Source organism: Lysobacter terrae (assembly GCF_054782215.1).
In genome coordinates, this window is the sequence record NZ_BAAGSX010000013.1 from 23,564 (window position 1) to 43,665 (window position 20,102).

The window sequence follows — 20,102 nt, forward strand, 5'->3', positions numbered from 1 at the left end:
TGCAATGTTGCGAAGCAGGCCGCTAGAACGCCGCGCGGCGCGGCGCGTCGAGCCGAAAGGACTATCGCCGCGAATCCTCGTCCGCCGCCGTGGTCGCGGTATGCAGACGCTCGGAAAACGCCACCAGCCCTTCCGCGCTTGGATCGAGCGCACGCGCGGCGTCGAGTGCATCGCGCGCGCCGCGGATCTCGCCCGCGCCCAGGCGCTGATCGCCGAGCGCGATCCAACGTTGTGCGAGTTCGCTGCGGCCGGCGCGCACGGCGGCGTTGTCGCCCTCCAAGGTGCGTCGCGCATCCAGGCAGGCGCCCGCGCGGACCAGGCGGTTGCCGCGCAATGCTTCGTCGAAGCAGGCCACGGCCGCAGGCAACATGCGCGCCGATGCGGCGCGGACGCGCGCGTCCTGCGGTGCCAGTGCCTGCGCCGCGCGCAATTTGTCGAATGCGCTGTCGCCCGGCGGGGTCAGCAGATCGCCGCGCGCCTGCGCCGCCGCGGCGTCGCTCAGCAGTTGCGTCACCCGCCTGCGCTCTTCGGCAGGCGGCAACTTCGACGCATTGTGCCGTTGCGACTGCCGCACCCGTGCCAGGTGTTGCTGCGCGTCGGCGATCGCCGGGATCTGCGCCGCGGAGGTGCCGGCGATCTTGCGCGCGGACTGCAGTTCCGCTTCGGCTTGGTCGAATCGGTAATCGGCCGCGAAGCGCTCGCTCCTGCGCGCATGCGCCGCCGCCACGGCCTGCACGCCGCGCAAGGCGTCGGAATCTTCGGGATTCACCAGCAGTACGGTGCCGTAGTTCTGCAGCGCCTGGTCGAGTTGGCCGCCGCGCAATTCGCGGTCGGCCTGGCGGCGCCGCTGCTCGGCGGCCTTGCCCAACTCGGCGAGCATGTCGGGCAATTCGACATGGCCCGCATCCGCGCTCTGGACGCTGCGCACGATCAAAGTGGCGGCGACGAGATTGCCCGCACTCAACCGCGAGCGCGCCTGCTGCAGCAGGTCAGAGAGCGTGTCTTCGCGGCCTTCGAGCGCTTCGGTCCGTTCCGGCTGCAGTTCGAGCACGCGCCGATACAGCGGCAGCGCACCGCCCTCGCCATCGAGCTTGCCCGCCGCGCGTGCCGTTGCGGCCTGCTGCAACAGCGCGTCGATGCCGACTGAAGCGGCTTCGTTGCGGCGCAGGCGATCGCGCAACTCGTCGGCCTGGGCCCGCGGTACCGAGAGTTCGTCGGCCAGTTGCAAGGCCTGACGCGCCTGCGCGAACTGGCGCTGGGCGATCGCCGTGCGCGCCTGCGCGAGCGCCGCCTGGCCGACGCGATCCAGCCCGGCGTGGGCATCACTGCGATCGGGATCCAACGCGAGCGCCGCCGCGTACAGTTCGCGTGCGCCAGTGCCGTCGGCGGCGGTGAGATGCCCCTGGGCAAGCGCGTGCTCGGCCTGGGCGTGGAGACGTTCCGCGCGCGTCTGCGGCCATAGCCAGTTCGCCAGCGGTTGCCGAAGCACGAACAACAGCGCCACGACGAAGACGACCAGCGCGAGGATCCAGCGCCAGTCCCAATAGCGCACGCGCTGCAGCAAGCCCGGATTGTCCTCTGCCAGAAGATCGCGACGGGCGCGATCCCGCGAGCGGAACCGCAGCCGGCCCAGTTGCGCCTCATCGAAGCGCAACTCGTCGACGGGGCCCGCCGCCGGCTCGCGCCGCGGCGTGTGTGTCGATTCCGAACCGGGTTCGCGCACTGTCATCGCGCGGAGCATACCGCCTGGGTAATGAGCGATCCGTGCGGAAGCGCCAAGCGTGGGAATCGAGGCGCCTGGGGCAGCGCACAGCGCCGTTCAACTGCGATGAGCGTGCTCCACGCCGGGCAGCGCGGAGAGCTTGCCGAGCAGGGCCGACAACTGCCCGTAATCGTTCACTCGCAGCCGCGCGCGCAGGCGCACGTGCGCGCCGTTGCGTTCGAGCTGGCTGCTGATGCTGGTGACGTGGGCGTTGGCCTGGGCGATGACGTTGCTGACTTCCTTCAGCAGCCACTTGCGGTCCAGCGCCAGCACCTCGACATCGACTTCGTACCCGCCGCCCTTTGTGCCCCACTCCACCGGCAGCACGCGTTGCGGCTGCGCCGCGGCCAGCCGCAGGTAGGAGGTGCAATCGGGCCGGTGCACGCTCACGCCGCGGCCGCGGGTGAGGTAGCCGACGATGGGTTCGCCCGCGACCGGCTGGCAGCAGCGCGCGAGCTGCACGAGCAAGTTGCCGACGCCTTCGACGGTGAATTCGGTCGCGTGCTTGGCGACCTTCCGGGGCGCGCGCGTGACCGCAATCGCCGCTGCGGGTTCGTCGGCCGGGGCGCGTTCGAGTTCGAGCAGCGCGCGCGCGACCTGATGCGGCCCCACGTCGCCGAGCGCCACCAGCACGTGCAGGTCGCCGTCGCTGTCGACGTTGAAGCGCGCGTGCACCGGCGCCAGCTCGGCGCCGAGCAGGCCCAGGCGGCGCAGCTCCTTGTCGAGCAGCTCCTTGCCTTCGTGCTCGTTGCGCGCACGGTCGAGCTTGTGGAACCAGGCGCGGACCTTCTCGCGCGAACGGCTGCTGGCGAGAAAGCCGTTCTGCGGCAGCAGCCAGTCGCGGCGCGGCGACTCGGTCTTGCCGGTGAGAATCTCGACGCGGTCGCCGGTGCGCAGCTTGTAGTCCAGGGGAACGATCCGCCCGTCCACCTTCGCGCCACGGCAGCGATGCCCGACCTGGGTGTGCACGTGGTAGGCGAAATCCAGCGGCGTCGCGCCTGTGGGCAGGTCCATCACCTCACCCTTGGGCGTGAGCACATAGACGCGGTCTTCGACCAGCTCGCTGTCGAACTCGCCGCTGAGCGCGCCCTCGCCTTCGGCATGCGCATCGAGCAGCTTGCGCATCCAGGCGATCTTGCGGTCGAACGCGGCATCGGCGCTGTGGCTGCCGACCTCCTTGTACTTCCAGTGCGCGGCGACGCCCAGTTCGGCCTGGCGATGCATGTCGGAGGTGCGGATCTGCACTTCCAGCGTCTTGCCTTCCGGGCCGATCACCGCGGTATGCAGCGAGCGGTAGTCGTTGCGCTTGGGCCGCGCGATGTAGTCGTCGAATTCGCTGGGAATCGGCACCCAGGTCGAATGCACGACCCCCAGCGCGGCGTAGCAGCCGGCGAGGTCGTCCACCAGCACGCGCACGGCGCGCAGATCGTAGAGTTCGCTGATCGGCACGTCCTTGCGGCGCATCTTCTTCCAGATGCTGTAGATGTGCTTGGGCCGCCCGGCGACTTCGGCGTGCACGCCCTGCGTATCCAGGGCGCCTTGCAGCGTCTGCTTGACCGCTTCGATGTAACGCTCGCGATCGCCGCGCTTCTCGTCGAGCAGACGCGCGATCTGCTTGTACGTCTCCGGTTCGAGATAGCGGAAAGCGAGATCTTCCAGCTCCCACTTCAACTGCCAGATGCCCAGGCGATTGGCCAGCGGTGCGTGGATGTCGCGGGTCAGCTCGGCCAGGGCGCGCTGTTCGGCCTGTGGCAGTGCCGCGGCGTTGCGCATCCGCGCCAGCTGGCGGGCCAGCAGGATGGGCACGACGCGCAGGTCGCGGACGATGGCGAGCAGCAAGCGGCGCAAGCCCTCGTTACTCGCATGCGCGGCGTGTTCGGCGTGCAGCGACCAGACCTGCGCCGCGGCGTTCTGGCCGTCGAGCAAGGCGGCCACGGCGGGGAACTGCTTTTCGATTTCGCCCATGCGCCCCTCGGGCGGGGGCGCGTCGTGCAGCAGCGCGGCGGCGACGGTTTCGCCGTCCGCGCCGAGCTTGGCGAGCAGGTCCAGCGTGGCGGTAACGACCGCCGGCGAATCGCGCAGCACCAGCGTCGCATCGCCGTGCGCCGACGACAGCGCCCGCCGCAGCGGCGCCGCGATGCTCCCGGCCGCCGGCACGGCAGAGGGAAGCGTCAGCAGATCGTCGAAACGGAGGGGTGCGGCGTGCATGGGCAATAAACCATTAGCGGCCGGTCTACACTAGCCGCCAACCGTCTGGAGGAACAGCCATGCCGAGGAACCGCCTGCGTCCGATCTGGAATGCGCTTATGAGCGCGCTCATGCTGGCCGCCTTCGCGCCGCTCGCGTACGCGCAGCCGCCGATCGAGAAGCAGATGACGCCGGAACAGTTCAAGGCCTCGGGTCTGGATAAGCTGTCGCCACAGGAACTGGGCAATCTGAATGCGTGGCTGAACCACACGCTCGAAGTCGAAACGACCAAGGCGGCGACCCTCGCCAAGGACAAGGTCGAAACCGAAAATCGCGGCTTCGCGAGCTTCGGCAAGAGCGATCCCATCGTCGCCAAGATCAAGGGCGAATTCCGCGGCTTCGGCCGCGGCCGCAGCTGGACGCTGGACAACGGGCAGGTATGGGAACAGGTCGACAACGCTACCCTGGTCGGCGCCCGCAAGACCGATCCGCAGGTTCGCATCGCTCCCAGTCTCTTCGGTAACGCCTGGTACATGCAGATCGAAGGCTACAACACGCACGCCAGCGTCCGGCGGGTGAAGTGATGCGAGGGTCGATCGTTGCGGCTGCCATGGCGCTGGTTCTGGTCGCGGGAGCGGCGACCGCCGGCCGCGTCTACGTTCCGGTCGAGCAGCGGCTTTCGCCGGAACAGATGCATGCCACCGGACTGGATGGGCTCAGCCCCGACCAGCTCGCCCTGCTCAACCAGCTGCTGAGCGAAGAGCGGTCCGCCGCCATCACGCAGGCCGTCGAGGAAACCGCGCGCGAGCACAAGCCGTTGCCGGACGCGCCGATCAGCAGCTCGATCAAGGGTCTGTTCCGCGGCTGGCAAGCGGGCACCGTGTTCGACCTCGAGAACGGCCAGCGTTGGCGCGTCGAGAACGGCGATTACTACCATGGCAGGGGCACGCAGAATCCCAAAGCCACCGTCCGGCCGGGCAAACTAGGCGGGTGGTATCTATGGGTGGAAGGCGTGCGCGTCGGCGCCAGGGTCAAGCGCGTGGAACCCTGAGCGCGGCCAGCGCCGACATCACTTCGCAACCCTGGCGCGGCAGCATCGCTCAAACCTACGACATACCGACAACCGAGGACCCACCCATGCGTCGGACACTTCTTGGCATCGCGCTGGCGGCAATGGCCTGCGTCGCGCATGCGCAATCTCCGACCAGCATCGAGCAACGCCTGACCGCGGAAGAGATGCACGAAGCCGGGCTGGATACGCTGACGCCCTCGCAACTGGCCGCACTTAACCGGCTGCTGCGCGAAAAAGTCGCACCGGCCGCCACGCCCGCGATCGCGCCGGCGGCAGCGACTCCGGGCGCGCCGCGTTCCTACATCGGCCTGGAAGACAAACCCATCCGCAGCAAGGTCAAAGGCCCGGTCGCCGGGTGGGAGCCCGGCACCGTGTTCCACCTGGAGAACGGCCAGCAGTGGAAGGTGCTCAAGGGCGAGATGAAGCTGCGCAAACCGCTGCAGAATCCCGAGATCGTGGTGATTCCGGGATTCGCCGGGCGCTGGTTCCTGCAGGTCGATGAGGACATGCCGAAGGCGCGGGTCTACCGCATCGATTGAAGCGCATCGATTGATTCGTCACTGGCGCAACGACACCAACCGTTGCGCCAGCTTCTTCGGCGACACACCGCCGCGCGCACCCAGTTCCTGCGCGAACAACGACACCCGCAGTTCTTCCAGATCCCAACGCAAGGCCTGCCATCCCGGCGCGTCGGCATCGCCGCGCGCGACCGCATCGGCCAGCGCATCCGTGAACGGCTTGAGTTCGAGCATGCGCGCCTGATCGCGGGTGGGATCGCGCAAGGCGCGCTCCCCTCGTAGCGATAGCGCCTTCAAGTAACGCGGATACTCACGCAGCGCATCCGCAGGCACGTCGCGGAGGAACCCCGGTGGCGTCAACGCAGCCAGATGCGCGCGCATGTCGTCGAGGTTGCCGCTGGCCCAGCCCATCAACGGCGATTCGAGCCTGGCACGCACTTCGGCCACCGCGGCGAGAATGACCTCGGCCTGGCGCAGACGCTCCATCGCTTCGGCAAACAGCTGCTTGGCGATGCTGTCGCGACGCTCGGCGAAGGCGGTGGCATCACGGATCGAGCCCAGGCCGTCGCACGTGAGCGCATCGAACGCACCATCGACCAGATCGGCGCGCAGGCGATCGCCGTCCTTCAATCCGTCCACGCGCGGCGAGGCAGATTCGATCGCGGCATAGAGCAGGCCGATCTTCGGCGACACCGGCAGTTGCTTGCGCGCCTGCTTGAGCTTGTCCGCCAGCGCGATCGCGAGCAGCCGGCGCACGCCACGCGGATGTTCGCGCTGGGCGACCTCGCGCTCGGCGTGGACGCGCAACGCGGCGCTGTCGCCCATATCGTGCAGGGCCGGATACGCGGGGACGCCGCCTGCGCCCGCCACCGATAGCGGAATCGAGCTCTCCGGGAATGCGGTCAGTCCAGTCTGCGCCAGGCCATCGGCGGCCTTGGCCGCGAATGCCGCCGCCGCGCGCTCGCCGAAGCGGCGGCGCAAGTCGTCCAGATCGCGCGACTCCGCCAAGACCGAGCGCGCATCACTGCCCTTGCCCGCCACGTCGAGCAACCGCAGGTTCATGCGCAGATGCGGTTCCAGTGCTGATTCGTCGAAGTCGGTCGCCGCCACTTCCACGCCGCCCAGCTTGCGCAGGAAGCGCGCGAGCTCGCCGGTCACCGAATCCGCCGACGGCTGCGCATGCGCTTCATAGAACGCACGCGCGAAATCCGGCGCCGGCACGAAATTGCGCCGCAACGTCTTCGGCAACGACTTGATCAGCGCCGCCGCCTTGTCGGCGATGAAACCCGGCGCGAGCCACGACAGTCGCGCCGGATCGAGTGCGTTGAGCAGGTGCAGCGGCACCGCGAGGGTCATGCCGTCGTCGGGCGCGCCCGGCTCGAAGCGGTACTTCACCGCCAGCTTCGCGTTGCCGAGCGTGAGGTAAGGCGGGAAGCGCGCGGCCTCGGTCTCGCCGCCAATCATCAGATCGTCGAACGACCACTCGAGTTTCGCCTTCTCCGCCGGCGGCAGCTTGTTGTACCAGGCGTCCAGCGCCTGCGCGTTGTGCACGTGCGGCGGCAATCGGTCCAGATACCACTGCGCCATCCACTCCTCATCCACGACCAGGCCGGCGCGGCGTTGCTTGGCTTCTTCCTCTTTCGCCCTAGCCAGCGTCGCCAGATTGCGCGGCAGGAATGCGCAGCGGGTGTTGATCTCGCCGGTCACCAGCGCATCGCGCGCGAAGATGACGCGGCTTTCCTCGGGAAACAGCGCGCCGTAGTGCACCGGCCGCTTGGGCGCGAGCACCAGGCCGAACAGGCTGATCTGTTCGCTGCCCACCACCCGTCCCTGCGAACGCGCCCAGTGCGGATCGTGGTGGCGCCGCGACAACAGGTGCGGCAGTTCGCTGATCGCCCAGTCCGGTTCGATCGCGGCGTTGGTCAGCGACCACACGCGTTCGGTGTCGAGCAGGGTCGCGGCGAGCAGCCACGGCGGTGGCTTCTTCGCCAACGGCGAGCCTGGGAACAACTGGAATTTGCGTCCGCGCGGACCGTCGTAGAGGCCCTTGTCGCCGCGCTGGCCGATCTGCGTAGGCAGGCCCGCCAACAATGCACGATGCAAGGTGGCGTAGGCGTGGTGTTCGTCGCCTCCGCGCGAGCGGGAGTCCGTCGACGGCTTAGCTTTCGTCCCCGGATCGGCGCTACTCCAACCGATTTCGTCGCACAGCACCTTCAACTGCCGATGCAACTCGCGCCATTCGCGCATGCGCAGGAAGCCGAGGAAGTGCTTGTCGCACCACGCGCGCAGCTTGGATTGGGTGAGCTCCTCGTGCGCCGCCTGGTACGCATCCCACAGCTTGAGGATGCCGATGAACTCCGATCGCGGATCGGCGAACTGCGCATGCGCGTTGTCGGCCGCGGCACGCTGGTCGGCGGGACGTTCTCGCGGGTCCTGGATGCCCAGGAATGAGGCGATCGCCAGCATCTCGCGCAGGCAGCCATGCGTGTTCGCGGCGACGAGCATGCGCGCCAGCTTCACGTCCACCGGCAGGCGCGCCATCAGCTTGCCGATGGGCGTCATCCGGCGTCCTCCGCCCGCGGCGTCGATGTCGACGGCGCCGAGTTCGGCCAGTTGCTGCCAGCCATCCGCAATCGCGCGCGGATCGGGCGGTTCCAGGAACGGGAAGTCCTCGATCCGTCCCAGGCCCAGCGACAGCATGCGCAGGATCACGCCGGCCAGCGCGGCGCGGCGGATTTCCGGATCGGTGTAGCGCGGGCGCGCTTCGAAGTCGGCTTCCGCATACAGCCGGTAGCAGGTGCCCTCGGCGATGCGGCCGCAACGGCCCTTGCGCTGGTCGGCGCTGGCCTGCGAGATGTCTTCGATGTGCAGTCGGTCGAGCTTGCCGCGCGGGCTGTAGCGCTTCACGCGGGCGAGGCCGGGATCGACCACGTAGCGGATGCGCGGCACCGTCAGCGAAGTCTCGGCGACATTGGTCGCCAGCACGATGCGGCGCTTCGGGCCGGGATTGAATACGCGGTCCTGGTCGCGCACCGACAGGCGTGCGTACAGCGGCAGCACTTCGGTCTCGCGGTACTTGCGGCGTTCCAGCGCCTGGTGCGCGTCGCGGATCTCGCGCTCGCCGGGCAGGAAGATCAGCACGTCGCCGCGCTGATCCTCGCGGGTGATTTCGTCGCAAGCACCGAGGATGCCGTCGTTGATGGTGCGGTCGCCGTCGTCCTCGCCTTCACCCTCCAAGGGTCGGTATCGAACGGTAACGGGATAACTGCGGCCCTCGACGTTCACCACCGGCGCATCGCCGAAGTGTTTGGCGAAGCGCTCGGTATCGATCGTCGCGGAGGTGACGATGACCTTGAGGTCGCGGCGCTTCTGCAGCAGCTGCTTGAGGTAGCCGAGCAGGAAGTCGATGTTGAGACTGCGCTCGTGCGCCTCGTCGATGAGGATGGTGTCGTACTGCGACAGCCAGCGGTCGGACTGGATCTCGGCCAGCAGGATGCCGTCGGTCATGAACTTCACCGCGGTCTGATCGCCCACGTTTTCGGTGAAGCGGACCTGGTAACCGACCGCGCCGCCCAGTTGCGTGTTCAATTCCTCCGCGACACGCCGGGCGACCGCGCGCGCGGCGATGCGGCGCGGCTGCGTGCAGCCGATCATGCCGGCGGCGCCGCGGCCGGCGGCCAGGCACAGTTTGGGCAACTGGGTGGTCTTGCCGGAGCCGGTTTCGCCCGCGATGACCACGACCGGGTGCCGGCGTATCAGTTCGACGATGTGTTCGGCCTCGGCCGCGATCGGCAGCGAGGGATCGACCGGCGCCTGCGGCAGCGAGGCAATGCGGGCCTCGCGCTGGGCCAGGGACACGGACAGCGCATCGGCGAAGGCGGCCTGGGCCTTCGTGTCGCTCGGTTTCGCATTCCAGCGCGACCACAGGCCGTGCAGGCGGCCGCGATCGCGGCTCAGTGCCTCGTCGATGGCGCGGCGCGCCTGCCGCAACGCGGCGTCCGGCGCTCCGGTCGCGTCCGTGCGTGCGTCGTCGCGCGCGCCGTCACGGGCGCGGTCCCGGCCGCCGCGTCCTGACGCGGCCTTAGCATTTGCATCGATAGGGTTCATCTATCCAACAGGTAAGAACGATTTACTTCACAGGGTCGGCGGGCGAGCCTATTGTCGCCGCTGGCGTCCACGCATAGGGAGAGTCGCATGGCCAAGAGCAAGTCGAAGTCCAACCCGCAGTCCGCCGCGCCGGCAGGCAATGCGCCTGCCATCGATATCGGGATCTCCGGTTCCGATCGCAAGAAGATCGCCGAGGGGCTGTCACGCTTCCTTTCCGACAGTTTCACGTTGTACCTGAAGACGCACAACTTCCACTGGAATGTCACCGGGCCGATGTTCAACGCGCTGCATGTGATGTTCGAGGCTCAGTACAACGAGCAGTGGACGGCCTTGGACGAAACGGCCGAGCGGATCCGTGCCTTGGGCTTCAATGCGCCGGGCTCCTATGCCGAATTCATCCGGCTGTCGTCGATCCCGGAAGAGCCGGGCCTGACTCATACCGCCGACTGGCACGAAATGGTGCGCCAGCTGGTGGTCGGCAACGAAGCGGTCGCGCGTACCGCGCGCAAGGTCCTGAAGACCGCCGACGAGGGCGGCGACGACCCGACCGTGGACCTGATGACGCAGCGGCTGCAGGTGCATGAGAAGAATGCTTGGATGTTGCGGGCGTTGTTGCAATAAGCGAGGCGCTCCCGGCCTCCCTCGCCCCGCTTGCGGGGAGAGGGAAAGCGTCGCATAGCGACGCAGGGTGAGGGGACGTGCTGCCCGCGGGTGGCGGATCACGGGCGGGCAGTCGGCGCCGGTGGGCAGGCGTGACACGCCGTGAATCCATCCATGGAGGCTTGTCAGCGGCATCCATGCCGCTGACAGTCACGCCTGCCCACCGGCACCGCCTGCCCCTCACACATCGCGGGTTCGTCGGAAAAAAGCTAAAAGCAAGAAGAATTCCTACCCCGCGAAGCAGGAATCTCCGCTAGGGCGATCGCCGCCCCGCCTCTAGAATAGCCACATGCACGACGAGGCCCTCGCCCTACTCCGCCGGATCTTCGGCCACACCGGTTTCCGCGGCGAACAGGCGCAGATCATCCAGCAGGTCGCGAGCGGCGGCGACGCACTGGTGCTCATGCCCACCGGCGGCGGCAAGTCGTTGTGCTATCAGCTGCCGGCGCTGTTGCGCGAAGGCTGCGGCATCGTCGTGTCGCCGCTGATCGCGCTGATGCAGGACCAGGTCGAGGCTTTGCGCCAGCTCGGCGTGCGCGCGGCCTTTCTGAACTCTTCGCTCGGTGCGGTCGAAGCGGCCGACGTGGAACGCCAGCTGCTCGCGGGCGATCTGGATCTGCTCTACGTCGCGCCCGAACGCTTGCTGACCCCGCGTTTCCTCTCGCTGCTCGACCGTGCCCGCATCGCCCTGTTCGCGATCGACGAAGCGCACTGCGTGTCGCAGTGGGGCCACGACTTCCGCCCCGAATACCGCCAGCTCACCGTGCTGCACGAGCGCTGGCCGCAGATCCCGCGCATCGCCCTCACCGCCACCGCGGACGAGCCGACCCGGCTGGAAATCGCCGAACGCCTGGCTCTGGAGGACGCGCGCCGCTTCGTCAGTTCCTTCGACCGGCCCAACATCCGCTACCGCGTCGTGCAGAAGGACAATGCGGTGCGGCAGCTACGCGACTTCCTCCAGGCGCATCGCGGCCAGAGCGGCATCGTCTACGCCTTCTCGCGCAAACGCGTGGACAGCGTCGCGGCGCAGTTGAGCGAACTCGGCTTCGCCGCGCTGCCCTACCACGCCGGCATGGACGCGCAGACCCGTGCCCATCACCAGCGTCGCTTCCTGCAGGAAGACGGCATCGTGATGGTGGCGACGATCGCGTTCGGCATGGGCATCGACAAGCCGGATGTGCGCTTCGTCGCCCACGTCGACCTGCCCAAGTCGGTGGAAGGCTACTACCAGGAAACCGGCCGCGCCGGACGCGACGGCGAAGCGGCGGAAGCCTGGCTCTGCTACGGCCTGGGCGACACCATCAACCTGCGCCAGTTGATCCTGCAGTCGGAAGCCGGCGAGGAACGCAAGCACCTGGAACTGCGCAAGCTCGATGCGCTGCTGGGGTATTGCGAATCCACCACCTGCCGGCGGCAGTCGTTGCTGGGCTGGTTCGGCGAGGCGCATCCAGGCGCCTGTGGCAATTGCGACAACTGCCTGGAACCGCCGCAAAGCTGGGACGGCACCATCGCCGCGCGCAAGGCGTTGTCGTGCGTGTATCGCAGCGGGCAGCGCTTCGGCGCCGCGCACGTGATCGACGTGCTGCGCGGCGTGAGCACCGAACGCATTCTGCAGTTCGGCCACGACCAGCTCAGCACCTGGTCCATCGGCAGCGATCTGGACGAGCGCCAATGGCGCAGCGTGTTCCGCCAGCTCGTGGCGCAGAGCCTGCTCGAAGCCGATGCCCACGGCGGCTTGCACCTGACCGATGCCGCGGGCCCGGTGCTGCGCGGCGAACGCAGCCTGCATTTCCGCGTCGAGCAACCGAAGGCGCCACGGCGGCGCGATCGCGTTCGCGCGAGCGCCGATCAGGACTCCGATCTTTCGCCGGACGCCCTGATCCGTTTCAACGCGTTGCGCGTCTGGCGCGCCAATACCGCGCGCGAGCAGAACGTGCCGGCCTATGTGATCTTCCACGACAGCACGCTGCGCGCGATTGCGACCCATGCGCCCGAAGACCTGGACGAACTGGCCCGCATTCCCGGCATCGGCGCGAGCAAGCTCGACCGCTATGGCGAGGATGTGCTGCAGCAGCTGTTCGACGCGGCTTGAACTCCTTCTTCTCCCCGCGTGCGGGGAGAAGATGCCCGAAGGGCAGATGAGGGGGAGCGAGCGGAGCGAGTTGCCTTTGCCTTCGGGCAAGCAATAGCAAGAGCAGCTCGCTGCGCTCGCCTCCCCTCACCCGCCCTTCGGGCACCCTCTCCCCGCAAGCGGGGAGAGGAACAGCGCCCTACTTCGCGTGATTGCGCCGCACCGGCCGCACGATCTGACGCGTCGTTCGCGACGGCTGCGACGCCTGCGCAGCAGCCGCTCCACCGAACGGTTCCTCGGTCCTGCACACCACCGCGCTGATCACGCGCGGGCTCACGGTGAATACCGTCGTCCGCGTCACTCCCGCATAGCTGGCCGACAAGGTTCCCGACGCGGTGACGAGCGTCTTGTCCGTCGTGATCGTGAAACTCGTCGTGCTCGCCCCCTGCGGCACCAGCACGTTCGCGGGCACGGAGAACGCGCTGCTCGCACTGGCCAGTGCCACCGTCACGCCACCCGCGGGCGCCGCCGCGCTGAGCGTGACCGTACCGGTGGACGTGCGCCCGCCGCTCACCGACGACGGATTCGCACTCACCGCATTCAAAGTCATCGCGGCCGGCTTCCACCCCAACTGGACGACTTCGAAGTCGCCGGCCGACAAGGTGCTGAAGGCCGGATTGAGCACGCCGTTGTCCCAGCGCACGTCGAAGGTGCCGGAGATGTACATGTCCGAGCCGTTGTCGGCGACGATCAGGCCGTACTTCTGCATCGCGCGGAAAATCTTGCGTGCGACCGGATCGCTCGTACGCAGCGCCGGGTCGGCGCCGTTGACGCTGGTCTTCAGGCGCAGGCGTGCGCCCATCGGCAATGCGCCGGACGTGCTGCCAGCGGTGTGCGAAGCCGGATAGACGTGACCGTTGCTGCTGCGCACAGTGACGCGGAAGGCATGGCGGATCTCGGTCACGCTGGGATCGGCCGCTTCGTCGTAGCGCACCAGGCCGGGGAAGATCGCCAGCCCCGCCGCGTCGGCTGAGGTCCAGCCTTCGGGCCGGCGATCGCTGCGCGCCAGGTCGAAGAACGCGCCCGATCCGGCGTACCAACGCCCCTGCGTCGACGAGTACCAGACGTTGTAGAGCTCGTACAGGTAACGGTTGTTGCAGTCGATGATCAGCAGGTGCCGGTCCGAATCGGAACGTTGGTCGATGTTGCCCGGCGAGCCGCCTTCGACCCAATGCGCCTGCGTGATCGTCTGCGACGGGATCGGATAGAACGCAACGCCCTGGCCGGTCGCGTAGTCGACGCCGTCGCTTTCGTCCCAATAGTCGAACGTGACCGCTTGCTTGGCCTGTGCCGTGCCGACGATCGCATAAGGGAAGCCGTAGACCGCGGTGCTGCCCGGCGATTCCTCGCCGCCGAAGTCGGGATGCAGCCGCCGCGTACCGCCGTTGTTGATGAAGGCGATGTAGTTGTTCGATGCAGGGTCTACCGGCGCCGCGCTGATGTCGGTATTCCACCAGTTGCTCGACGAGAACAGCGGCGCGGCCACGGGTGCGCCCTGCGCCGGCAGCGATGCCGGGCATTGCGCCATCGCCACCGGCGCGAAAGCCAGGCAACAGGCGACGCTCCACAGCCAACGTGCGGCCCCGACCATGAGCGTCCCCGGAAAATTGGCGTCGCCGCGATGGTCCCGACGGCCCTTCGCCCGGTCAATCGGGGATTGCCGACAATGAAGACGCGATCACACTTGTCCGCCCGCGCGACAGACGAGCGGATCGAAGGCAGCGGATCAATGCAGCGTCGCGGCGATGTCGCGACGCACGGACTGCGCATGGCTGTTCGCCCAGATGGTCACGAACTGCAGCGCCGCCGCGCGCGACGCGCCCACCCGAGCGCCGCGAAACTCCCAGCCTTTGTGGCAATTGGTGATCGCTTTCCACCCGCCACGTTTCGAGGCCGGCTCGACTATCGCCACCGGCACCGGCGGATCCTGGCCGTAGAGCAGAGTGAGTGCGCCCCCGTGATCCCACTCGTCGGGATTTTCCCAGCTGAATCCGTCTGGCAGCGGCAAGCTGCGGCCGGGCGCGTAGCCCAGGCGCATCGCCTGTCCGGCACTGAGCGGCGCGAAGGAATGCAAATCGACTTCCTTGTCGATGAGCTGCGCCAGGTCGGGTTCCAGTCCTTCGGTCTCGAGCGACCCGCAACGCAGCAAGGGTCCGTAGCGTCGCTCCGCTTCGAGCGAAGCGACCATGCAGTCGGGCACCAGCACGAATCCTTCGCTTCCCCAGTAGACGATGCAGTTCACGTCCGCGTCCTATCTCTACCGTGCCGATCATGCGCCGGTTTCACGTTGCGTACACACCGTTCGGCGGGCGCTACCCGTAAGCCATGCGAGGTGTTTACGGCCGCTCGCTGCCAGAGAAATTGGCATGGCCTTTGCCGTCATTCGCCCCTTGAGCCGTGTGCGCGGCGAACACGCGCGCGGCCCAGTCCAGGAACACCCGCACGCGGGGAGACAGTTGGCGCGTGCGCGAATAGAGCAGCGACACGGGCGCCGAAGGCGGCGGCGTCCGCGACAGCACTTCCACCAGCGTGCCGTGGCGCAGGTCCGTTTCGACGTGGAAGCGCGGTACCTGCGCGAGCCCCAGTCCCAGGCGGATGCCGGCCAGATAGCTCTCCGTGCCGGTCACCGAAAGGGTGCAGGGAAGCGACACCGTACGTGCGTCCGCGCCGCCGCCGAATTCCAGCGGCGTGACCAGGCCCGTAGTGATCGAGCGCAAACCGACGGCGCGATGTCCCGGCAGATCATCGATGCTCGCGGGCGTGCCGAATTTCTCCAGGTATTCGGGCGTAGCCACGGTCAGGCGATCGAGCACCGCCACCTGTCGCGCCACCAGTTCGCTGTCGCGCAAGCGCCCCCAGCGCAGCGCGCAGTCCACGCCTTCCTCGACCAGATCGACCCAGCGATCGCTCTCGCTCATCGCCAGCTCGATGTCGGGATAGCGCGCGAAGAACTCCGGCAGCGACGGCATCAGGAAGTGCCGCGCCAGCGTGCCCTGCACTTCCACCCGCAACAGCCCCTTGGGCGCGGCGCCGCGGAAGGCGCCGTCGGCATCTTCGATGTCGTCGAGGATGCCCAGGCAGCGCCGGTAATACGCCTCGCCGTCGAGCGTGGGCGTCACCACGCGCGTGGTCCGCTGCAGCAGGCGCGTGCCGAGCCGCGTTTCCAGATCGCGGATGACCTTGGTGCAGGTCGAGCGCGGCACCTCCATGTCGTGGGCGGCCTGGGTGAAGCTGCGGCGCTCCACGACCCGGATGAACAGGCGCATCACGTCGAACCGATCCATGGCGCCTCCTGGGGCGGGCGATTGTTCGCCCATTGGAAACAGTAAAGCCAATCCTAGCTGGATTATCTACGGACTTCGCCTCGCCAGACTGTCTCCACGCCGCCGATCCCCGGCGCCGACTCTGGAGACAAACTCATGAACACTGAAAGCAAAGTCGCCCTCGTGACCGGCGCCTCGCGCGGCATTGGCGCCGCCATCGCCCGCCGCCTGGCCACCGATGGATTCACCGTCGTCATCAACTACGCCGGCGCCTCGGCCGAAGCCGAAGCGCTGGTGAGCGAAATCGAACAGGCCGGTGGCCGCGCCGTCGCCGCCCAGGCCGATGTCGCCGATCCCGCCGCCGTGGCGCGGCTGTTCGACGGCGCGCAAGCCGCGTTCGGCGGCGTCGACGTGCTGGTCAACAACGCCGGGATCATGCGTCTGGCCACGCTGGCCGAAAGCGACGACGCGCTGTTCGACAGCCAGGTCGCGATCAACCTCAAGGGCAGCTTCAACACGCTGCGCGAAGCGTCGCGCCGCCTGCGCGACGGCGGCCGCATCGTCAACCTGTCGTCGAGCGTCGTCGGCCTTACGCCCGCCACCTACGGCGTGTACGCAGCGACGAAGGCCGCGGTGGAAGCGATGACCCACGTGCTCACCAAGGAATTGCGCGGTCGCAACATCACCGTGAATGCCGTGGCGCCGGGGCCGACCGCGACGCGCCTGTTCCTCGACGGCAAGCCGCAGGACGTGATCGAGCGCCTGGCCAAGCAGGCGCCGCTCGAACGCCTCGGCCAGCCCGAAGACATCGCCGCCACCGTGAGCTTCCTCGCCGGCAACGACGGGGCCTGGATCAACGGCCAAGTGCTGCGCGCCAACGGCGGAATCATTTGAACCACGAACCCACCGTGCGCGCACGTTGCGCGCAGGACTATCGACTCAGGACATTGCCATGAACACCACCACCCACAACCACGTCATCCTCATCACCGGCGCCTCCAGCGGCTTCGGCCGCCTAACCGCCGAAGCCCTCGCGAAAGCCGGCCACACCGTCTACGCCTCGATGCGCAACACCACCGGCCGCAACGCTGCCGTGGTCGCACAGATGCAGGCCTTCTCGCAGCAGCACGGCGTCGATCTGCGCACGGTCGACATGGACGTGCAGTCTCAGGAGTCCGTCGACCGTGCCGTCGCGCAGGTCATCGCCGACGCCGGCCGCATCGACACCGTCATCCATAACGCCGGGCACATGGTGTTCGGCCCCGCCGAAGCCTTCACGCCCGAGCAATACGCGCAGCTCTACGACGTCAACGTGCTGAGCACGCAACGCGTGAACCGCGCCGTGCTGCCGCACCTGCGCGATCGGCGCCGCGGACTGGTCGTGTGGGTGTCCAGCAGCAGCGTGGCCGGCGGCACGCCGCCCTACCTCGCGCCGTACTTCGGTGCGAAGGCGGCGATGGATGCCATCGCGGTGCAATACGCGCGTGAGCTGTCGCGCTGGGGCATCGAGACATCGATCATCGTCCCGGGCGCGTTCACCAGCGGCACCAACCACTTCGCCCACAGCGGCACGCCGGCCGACGCGGCGCGCGCGGCGGAATACGACGCGGGGCCGTACGCGAACTTCGGCGCGCAGGTGCAGCAGGCCTTCGCCGAGATCGTTCCGCCGGATGCCGATGCGGCCCTCGTGGCCGACGCGATCGTCGACGTGGTTGGTGCACCGTCCGGCAAGCGTCCGTTCCGCGTGCACATCGACCCCGCGCAGGACGGCGCGGATGTCGGCTTCGCCGTTACCGATCGCCTGCGCGCCGAGATGCTGCAACGCGTGGGGCTGTCGGATCTGCTCGTCGCAAAGCAGGGCGAATGAAGCCAGCGAAGCCGGACGCCGGCGACGCGCTCTCTACTTCAAGGCATTTGCGACGAAAGCTGGTACCCGAAATTTCGGAATGTTCCAATAGATCAGCTGAGCCATCCAAGCGAAGATCATTTCACCTTCGGTTGATCACCTCTCTCGATCACATCGAAGTAAAAGCCTGCGTCGGTCGCGGGCTTTTCTATTTGTGGGCATCCGCAGCCGCGCCATGCACCCGCATTCCCAAAGCACTACGGCCCCTTGCGGGGCCGTAGTGGTGTTGCTCAGCGGATCCGCGAGGATCAGAAGCGCTGCTGGTACTTCAGGTAAATCGTGCGGCCGATGTCGAAACCGCCGTAGTACGGGAAGTTGCTGCTCGGCTGGGTGAACATCGTCGAGCCGAGGTGGCCGAACACATTGTTCGCACCCACGGCGACCGTAGCGTCCCACGGCAGCTTGGCGGCGACCTGCACGTCGTGGAACGTGTTGGAGCCCAGGCGGTTGATCGCGTCCGGCACGTCGTTGGCGATGCGGTCCGGATCGCTGCACGGACGGTTCGGCACGCAGCTCTCGTAGATGCCCGAGTAGTAGCGGGCAGTCCAGTTCGCGCTCCAGATGTCACGGCTCCAGTTCACGCCGAAGTTCGAGCGCAGACGGAACACGCCACCGGTGCCGACCTGCCCGATCATGAGAGCGTTGCCGTCATCGTCATGCGCCAGGGTGTCGTACTTGCTGGTGTACGAGTTGTCCCAGCTGATGGCGAACTTGCCGAACGAGGTCTCGGGCAGCTTGTAGTCGACATTGAAGTCCCAGCCTTCCGTTTCCAGCGCGCCCAGGTTGGCCAGGCCGAAGAACATGTTGGTGATGTGGCCGTCGGCGGCGCGGGTGATGCCGGCGCAGCGGCTGGCGTCGCCACGTACGTAGCAGTCGCCCAGGATGCTGTCGACCGAATCCTTAACGATGGCGTTGGTGAGCTCGTAGTTGTACCAGTCGAGTTCGATATCCAGGCCTTCAACCCACTCCGGGCTCCATACGATGCCGGCGGTCTTGGTCTTCGCCGTTTCCGGAGTTAGGTTCGGGTTCGAACCGCTCAGGAACTGGTCCGGTGTCTGGCACGGATAGCCGGTGCAGGGCACCAGGCCCTGGCCGAGCTGCTTGTAACCGACCGGCACGCCAGCCGCGTTGCACGCTGCTTTGCCGTTGACGCTGTTACGAGCGCCAGTACCGCACGGGTCGGTGTAGAACTCGAAGCTGCCGCCGATGCCGCCGTACAGGTCATTGATCGACGGCGCGCGGAAGCCCTCGGCGTAGGTGCCGCGGACCAGCAGGCCGTCCATCGGACGCCAGCGCAGCGAGAACTTGCTGTTGGTGGTGTCGCCGAAGTTCGAGTAGTCCGAGTAACGGCTAGCGATGTTGAAGCTCAGCTCCTTGGCGAAGGGCTTATCGGCCAGGACGGGGATCTCAAGTTCCGCGTAGAACTCGTCCAGCGAATACGCACCCTGCGTGGTGGTCGCCGGCAGGCCGGTGCTCTTAGCGGCCTGCCGGAAGGCATCCGGCACAAAAACGCCGTCTTCCGAGCGGTGCTCGTAACCGACCGCCAGGCCGAGGTCACCGGCCGGCAGCGCGAACAACGTGCCCGACAGGTTGGCGCTGTAGGTCTTCGAGTGGGTGGTGCCGGTGTCGGTGTACTGCGGGAACAGGTACGCGATCAGATCCGGGTTGCCCGACAACGAGCCGGCCTGCGTGTCGCCGTATGGCGCCAGCGGATTCCACGGCACGCATTCGCCACTACCGAGATTAGTGCCATAGACGATCGGCTTGGCTGCACTGCCGCACTCCACGCGCTTGGTGGTGGGGTTGAACCACGACGGACCCAACGCCTGCTGGGCGGCCAACAGACTGGCGTCGCCGCGGCCGTTCTTGATGTTCTCGTTGCGATTGATGTTGGCACCGACATCCCAGTCCCAGTAGTTATCGCCGATCTGGAAGCTGCCTTCGAAGCCGGCGGCGACGCGGAACGTCTCCAGCTTGCTTTCGGTACGACGCGGCATTTCCCACAGACGACGACGGAACGACAGCGTGCTGCCCGGAGTCGGAGTGAAATAGCTGCTTCCCGACAGTGGCGTGCCGAACGAGGCCGACTGGTACGGATAACCGGCGATCTGCTGGTCGGTGGTGCGTTTGTTGTACTGCAGGTCGGCCTTGAAGCGGATGGCGTCGGTGATGTCAAACGAGCCGTTCACGAATACCGACTGGCGCTCGATGCCGGTCTGCACGTACATCTCTTGGTTCGGGTTGGCGTAGCCCGCAGGCGTGATCGGCGTGTAGCTCGCGATTTTGCGAGGATCCGCGCCTGGAGTCAGAGTGCACCAGGTCTTGGCGCCACCGGGACCGCACGGCAGCTGGGCCGAGCCATTGAGACTGATGGGACTCCAGCCGGAGAAGGGATAAGCGGCCGCATTGTCGGAGCCGACGTTGCCGTAGGCGGAGAACGGACGATCCTTCGCGAACACCGGCTCTTCCTTCGCGTATTCGAAGGACACGGTGAGG

At 67.4% G+C, this 20,102-nt stretch carries 14 protein-coding genes; 7 read left to right on the plus strand and 7 right to left on the minus strand.

The window, feature by feature from the left end; translation table 11 throughout:
- Nucleotides 1–61: 61 nt before the first annotated feature.
- Both ACYVJ8_RS17620 and ACYVJ8_RS17625 read right to left on the minus strand, forming a co-directional pair.
- Complete coding sequence (locus ACYVJ8_RS17620) at nucleotides 62–1,729, minus strand: hypothetical protein (protein WP_460714874.1); 1,668 nt, start codon at nucleotides 1,727–1,729, stop codon at nucleotides 62–64.
- 90 nt (nucleotides 1,730–1,819) lie between these two features.
- A complete protein-coding gene (locus ACYVJ8_RS17625; RefSeq protein ID WP_460714876.1) occupies nucleotides 1,820–3,970 on the minus strand; it encodes a RelA/SpoT family protein in 2,151 nt (716 codons plus the stop codon).
- Nucleotides 3,971–4,068: 98 nt separating this feature from the next.
- Here ACYVJ8_RS17625 and ACYVJ8_RS17630 point away from each other — a divergent pair, with 98 nt between their 5' ends.
- The 3 genes from ACYVJ8_RS17630 to ACYVJ8_RS17640 all read left to right on the plus strand — a co-directional run bounded on the left by ACYVJ8_RS17630 (nucleotide 4,069) and on the right by ACYVJ8_RS17640 (nucleotide 5,560).
- The gene (locus ACYVJ8_RS17630) at nucleotides 4,069–4,533 is read left to right on the plus strand and encodes a hypothetical protein (protein WP_460714878.1); all 465 of its coding nucleotides are present in this window, start codon (nucleotides 4,069–4,071) and stop codon (nucleotides 4,531–4,533) included.
- 26 nt (nucleotides 4,534–4,559) lie between these two features.
- Nucleotides 4,560–5,000 carry a hypothetical protein gene (locus tag ACYVJ8_RS17635; protein WP_460714879.1) on the plus strand — a complete coding sequence of 147 codons (441 nt, stop codon included), beginning with the start codon at nucleotides 4,560–4,562 and terminating at the stop codon, nucleotides 4,998–5,000.
- A gap of 86 nt (nucleotides 5,001–5,086) precedes the next feature.
- Nucleotides 5,087–5,560 carry a hypothetical protein gene (locus tag ACYVJ8_RS17640; RefSeq protein ID WP_460714881.1) on the plus strand — a complete coding sequence of 158 codons (474 nt, stop codon included), beginning with the start codon at nucleotides 5,087–5,089 and terminating at the stop codon, nucleotides 5,558–5,560.
- Nucleotides 5,561–5,578: 18 nt separating this feature from the next.
- Here the strand turns inward: ACYVJ8_RS17640 and hrpA are convergent, their stop codons facing one another.
- Entirely contained in the window at nucleotides 5,579–9,646 is a 4,068-nt protein-coding gene (hrpA, locus tag ACYVJ8_RS17645) for an ATP-dependent RNA helicase HrpA (RefSeq protein WP_460714883.1), read from the minus strand.
- Between the two features lie 87 nt (nucleotides 9,647–9,733).
- Between hrpA and ACYVJ8_RS17650 the strand changes: the two genes are divergently transcribed.
- On the plus strand, nucleotides 9,734–10,267 hold the full coding sequence (locus ACYVJ8_RS17650; RefSeq protein ID WP_460714885.1) for a Dps family protein: 534 nt from the start codon (nucleotides 9,734–9,736) through the stop codon (nucleotides 10,265–10,267).
- Between the two features lie 328 nt (nucleotides 10,268–10,595).
- Nucleotides 10,596–12,398, plus strand: coding sequence for a DNA helicase RecQ (recQ, locus tag ACYVJ8_RS17655; RefSeq protein ID WP_460714887.1), 1,803 nt, complete (start codon nucleotides 10,596–10,598; stop codon nucleotides 12,396–12,398).
- Nucleotides 12,399–12,576: 178 nt separating this feature from the next.
- Here recQ and ACYVJ8_RS17660 read toward each other — a convergent pair whose 3' ends face one another.
- The 3 genes from ACYVJ8_RS17660 to ACYVJ8_RS17670 form a co-directional block, all read right to left on the minus strand.
- Entirely contained in the window at nucleotides 12,577–14,028 is a 1,452-nt protein-coding gene (locus tag ACYVJ8_RS17660; RefSeq protein ID WP_460714889.1) for a hypothetical protein, read from the minus strand.
- 135 nt (nucleotides 14,029–14,163) lie between these two features.
- Complete coding sequence (locus ACYVJ8_RS17665; RefSeq protein ID WP_460714891.1) at nucleotides 14,164–14,679, minus strand: hypothetical protein; 516 nt, start codon at nucleotides 14,677–14,679, stop codon at nucleotides 14,164–14,166.
- Nucleotides 14,680–14,773: 94 nt separating this feature from the next.
- Nucleotides 14,774–15,721 carry a LysR family transcriptional regulator gene (locus ACYVJ8_RS17670; RefSeq protein ID WP_460714893.1) on the minus strand — a complete coding sequence of 316 codons (948 nt, stop codon included), beginning with the start codon at nucleotides 15,719–15,721 and terminating at the stop codon, nucleotides 14,774–14,776.
- A 135-nt stretch (nucleotides 15,722–15,856) separates the two neighbouring features.
- Between ACYVJ8_RS17670 and ACYVJ8_RS17675 the strand changes: the two genes are divergently transcribed.
- Entirely contained in the window at nucleotides 15,857–16,594 is a 738-nt protein-coding gene (locus tag ACYVJ8_RS17675) for an SDR family oxidoreductase (protein WP_460714895.1), read from the plus strand.
- 58 nt (nucleotides 16,595–16,652) lie between these two features.
- A complete protein-coding gene (locus ACYVJ8_RS17680; protein WP_460714897.1) occupies nucleotides 16,653–17,567 on the plus strand; it encodes an SDR family NAD(P)-dependent oxidoreductase in 915 nt (304 codons plus the stop codon).
- Nucleotides 17,568–17,854: 287 nt separating this feature from the next.
- On the opposite strand, the gene ACYVJ8_RS17685 is transcribed toward ACYVJ8_RS17680, so the two are convergent.
- Nucleotides 17,855–20,102 (minus strand): TonB-dependent receptor domain-containing protein (locus ACYVJ8_RS17685; RefSeq protein ID WP_460714899.1); only part of this gene is annotated, 2,248 nt, incomplete at its 5' end.